Source organism: Actinomycetota bacterium (assembly GCA_018830725.1).
Taxonomy (GTDB): domain Bacteria; phylum Actinomycetota; class Humimicrobiia; order JAHJRV01; family JAHJRV01; genus JAHJRV01.
The window spans coordinates 1-3,917 of record JAHJRV010000009.1 but is presented as its reverse complement, the minus strand read 5'-3'; the positions used below and the strand labels follow the sequence as shown (position 1 = coordinate 3,917).

Genomic DNA, 3,917 nt, shown 5'->3' with positions numbered 1-3,917 from the left:
TTACCAATTTTATATATATAAATAAATCTTACCCCATATCTTAGAGCATCTAAATGATTGTCAAAACCTATATCTATATGATTATTTCTTATTTTTTTACCTGTATCTCCAGCAATTGCAACTCCATATCCGGGTATCAATATTTTAGTTCTAAGTGGGATAAATTTGGGATCTACCGCAATAACACCAATACCAGCTCTTAAACCTATAGCAGTATATCCATTTGAATATTTACCACAGCAAATGGGACAAGAGCAATAACCTGTTGCCAAAACTTTATATTCATCAATAATATTAAGATTTGGATATTGTGATTGAATTTTTTTAATTCTTCCTTCTATTTCTTTTAAATTGTTTTCTAACTTGGCTACTTGTATTTTTATTTCTTCCAATTTTTTTTCATACTCTGCTTCTTTTATTAAAAGTGAATTATAGGTAGAATTATACTGATCTCTATAACTATTGAGCTCTTCATGTTTTTCCTCTAATATGAGTTTAGTTTCTATAAGTTCTTCTTTTGTTTCGATGTAATTATTGATTGCCTCTGAATCCTGCTTCATCATATAACCAAACAAATTCATATTTTTAAAGAATGTGATAATATCTTTTGGTGATATTACAGCTTGAAAAAAAGAATTGTTTTTCCGTTTATAAAGTTCAATGGCTTTTTCATTAAGAATTTTAATTGTGTTTTTTAACTCGATTTCTATTTTTTTAATATTTAATTCCAAGTTATTAATTTGATTTTCTAAGGTATTTATCTTAGATTCTAATGAAAGTAAATCGTGTTTTGTTCTATCTATTTCTTCTCTTATATTATTTAAGTTATAAAGAATTGCATTCTGTTCATTTGTGAGTTTAACCTTTTCACCTTTTAATCTTTCTAAATCTGCAGCAAAGATTATATGAGGATTGAGAGTAATAGCTATGAAGGTGCTTATGAATACAATAAATATCAGGTATTTAAATATTTTTATATTTTCCAAAAATCTGTTTATATTCATCTCAAAAAACACAGAAGTTTAAACCCTTTTAAGATGGATTAAAAGGGTTGTATTTTTCTATATTAATAACATAAAATTTTTATAAGAATAATAGTAAAAATTTCAATTAAGCTAATTATGAGCAATAATTATAATACAATGATGAGATATATCTCAAATTTCAAGCTTTTAAATACCAATTTTTACAAAAATTGTTATATATTCTTTAATATTATTACAATTATGGTTGATTTATTAAAATAATTTGCAAATGATTTTTAATATTAAATCACATATTATCTCGTATTTATTGATTTGGTATTATAATATATATATTAGGAGTGTGATATATTTGAAAAAGATTGGAACATTTAAAATAAAATCTGGATTGGCTGAGATGCTAAAGGGCGGAGTAATTATGGATATTGTATCTGTGGAGCAGGCTATGATAGCCGAAGAAGCTGGAGCAGTTGCAGTAATGGTGTTAGAGAGGGTACCTGCAGATATAAGAAAAGTTGGAGGAGTAGCGCGAATGGCAGATCCTCAGCTTATTAAAGATGTAATGGATTCAGTTACTATTCCTGTAATGGCTAAAGTTAGAATTGGACACTTTGCTGAAGCGCAAATATTGCAGGCTTTGGGGGTTGATTTTATAGACGAAAGTGAAGTCTTAACCCCAGCAGATGAGCAATATCATATAGATAAAAATAAATTTGAAATTCCCTTTGTTTGTGGAGCAACAAATCTTGGAGAAGCATTAAGAAGAATTGATGAAGGAGCAGCTATGATAAGAACTAAAGGAGAAGCTGGAACAGGGAATGTTGTTGAAGCTGTAAGACATATGAGACTTATTAAAAATGAGATTAAAGAATTGACTTCTTTATCTGAAGATAAGCTTATAACAACAGCAAAAGAGATAGAAGCTTCATTTGAATTAGTAAAATGGGTTGCGGGAAATGGTAAACTTCCTGTAGTAAATTTTGCAGCTGGAGGAATTGCTACACCTGCGGATGCAGCTCTTATGATGCAACTTGGAGCAGAGGGGGTCTTTGTTGGCTCTGGAATATTTAAATCAGAAAACCCTTCTGTAATGGCTAAAGCTATTGTGAGAGCAACAACATATTTTAATGATCCTGAAGTTTTACTTGAAGTTTCAAGGAATTTGGGTGAAGCGATGATGGGACTACAAATATCTCAAATAGACGAAATGGATCTTTTACAAAAGAGGGGAATCTGATTTGAAAAAGATAGGTGTACTTGCTCTTCAAGGAGCGGTAAGTGAACATACAGAGATACTTGAAAGATGTGGTGTTATACCAATTGAGATAAAAAAACCAGGTCAGATTGATGATATCGATGGTTTAATTATTCCAGGAGGCGAAAGCAGTACAATTGGAAATTTGATGAATGAATACAGTTTCTTTGAAAAGATAAGAGAGTTTGCGTCCAAGGGGAAGCCAATTTATGGTACATGTGCGGGATTAATATTAATGTCAAAAAATATAATTGGTGAAAATAGAAAAACGATCTCTATTATGGATATAGAGGTTAGAAGGAATGCATTTGGTAGGCAGATAGATAGTATGGAGGTTGATATTGAAATACCAAAATTGGGTAATAAGGAATTTCCCGCAGTATTTATAAGAGCTCCAATAATAGAAAAGATTGGAAAACAGGTAGAAATATTGGCAGAGATAGATGATAGAATAGTTATGGCTCAACAGAAAAATTTGTTAGTTTCAGCTTTTCACCCAGAATTAAGTAATGATGATAGAATCCATCGATATTTTTTGAATTTAGTAAATAAAAGATGGAGGCAATAGGATGTCAGGTCATTCGAAATGGAAGACTATAAAGCACAAAAAGTCAAAAGAAGACGCAAAAAGAGGAAGACTTTTTTCTAAATTAACGAAAGTAATTATAGTTGCTGCTAAAGAGGGAGGTGGTGATCCAAATCAGAATATAGCATTAGCCAATGCAATTCAGAAAGCAAAAGAATTCAATATGCCAAAAGATAATATAAAGAGGGCTATTAAAAAAGGTATTGGTAAGGTTGGTGGATATGATTTAGAGAAAGTTGTATATGAGGGATATGGACCTGAAGGAATTGCAGTAATAGTTGAAGCTATGACTGATAATAGAAAAAGAACAGCTTCAGAAATGAGAAACATATTTACTAAACACAATGGCAATCTTGGCTCAACGGGATGTGTGGGATGGATGTTTAATAAGAAAGGTGTTATCAGTTTAAAAGATGGTTCTAACATTGATGAAGATGAGATCTTGTTATTAGCTATTGATGCAGGAGCAGATGATGTAATTATAGAAAAGGATTATTATGAAATTTATACAGAACCAACTAAGCTTATGAAAATCAAAGATTTTTTAATTGAAAAAGGCTTATCAACTGATTCAACAGAAATTATTCTTATTCCTAAGAATTATAAATTGCTTGATGAATCAAAAACATTAAAAGCTCTTAAACTAATAGATGCACTTTATGAACAGGATGATGTTCAGGAGATTTATACAAATTTTGAAATACCAGATGAGTTAATGGAGAAACTTTGAAAGCATTAGGAGTTGATCCCGGAATAGCAACAACAGGTGTGGCAATAGTGGAAGAAAAGAAGGGAAAATTAAATGCAGTCTATTATGATTGCATAAAAACTTCAGCAAAACTTCCCATTTCACAAAGATTAAATATAATATATAAAGGTATAAATGATATTATTTTAACCTATTCTCCCAACTGTTTAGCAGTTGAGGAGATATTTTTTAGCAGTAATGTAAAGACAGCTATTTCTGTAAGTCAGGCAAGCGGTGTAGTTTTACTTGTTGGGCATCAAAATCAATTAGATGTTTACAAATACACACCTTTACAAGTTAAAAAAGCAGTAGTTGGTGTTGAAAATGCTTCTAAAAAACAGGTAC

At 30.6% G+C, this 3,917-nt stretch carries 5 protein-coding genes; 4 read left to right on the top strand and 1 reads right to left on the bottom strand.

From position 1 onward, the window contains the following. Positions 1–1,016, bottom strand: a 1,016-nt coding sequence (locus tag KKC53_00515; GenBank protein MBU2597657.1) for a hypothetical protein, incomplete at its 3' end; no start/stop codon positions are given. A gap of 238 nt (positions 1,017–1,254) precedes the next feature. Between KKC53_00515 and pdxS the strand changes: the two genes are divergently transcribed. From pdxS to KKC53_00495, 4 genes are all read left to right on the top strand, one after another. Next, positions 1,255–2,220: a pyridoxal 5'-phosphate synthase lyase subunit PdxS gene (gene pdxS, locus KKC53_00510; GenBank protein ID MBU2597656.1), complete on the top strand. Its 966-nt coding sequence runs from the start codon at positions 1,255–1,257 to the stop codon at positions 2,218–2,220. Between the two features lies 1 nt (position 2,221). Continuing rightward, positions 2,222–2,806, top strand: coding sequence for a pyridoxal 5'-phosphate synthase glutaminase subunit PdxT (gene pdxT / locus KKC53_00505; protein MBU2597655.1), 585 nt, complete (start codon positions 2,222–2,224; stop codon positions 2,804–2,806). A gap of 1 nt (position 2,807) precedes the next feature. After that, entirely contained in the window at positions 2,808–3,554 is a 747-nt protein-coding gene (locus tag KKC53_00500) for a YebC/PmpR family DNA-binding transcriptional regulator (GenBank protein MBU2597654.1), read from the top strand. After that, a partial coding sequence (locus tag KKC53_00495) for a crossover junction endodeoxyribonuclease RuvC (protein MBU2597653.1) occupies positions 3,551–3,917 on the top strand: 367 nt, incomplete at its 3' end. The genes KKC53_00500 and KKC53_00495, both read left to right, overlap by 4 nt.

Excerpts from the sequence above, each read along its gene's own strand:
- KKC53_00500 (MBU2597654.1), top strand. The coding sequence starts at position 2,808 with ATGTCAGGTCATTCGAAATGGAAGACTATAAAGCACAAAAAGTCAAAA.
- pdxS (MBU2597656.1), top strand. The coding sequence starts at position 1,255 with ATGATTTTTAATATTAAATCACATATTATCTCGTATTTATTGATTTGG.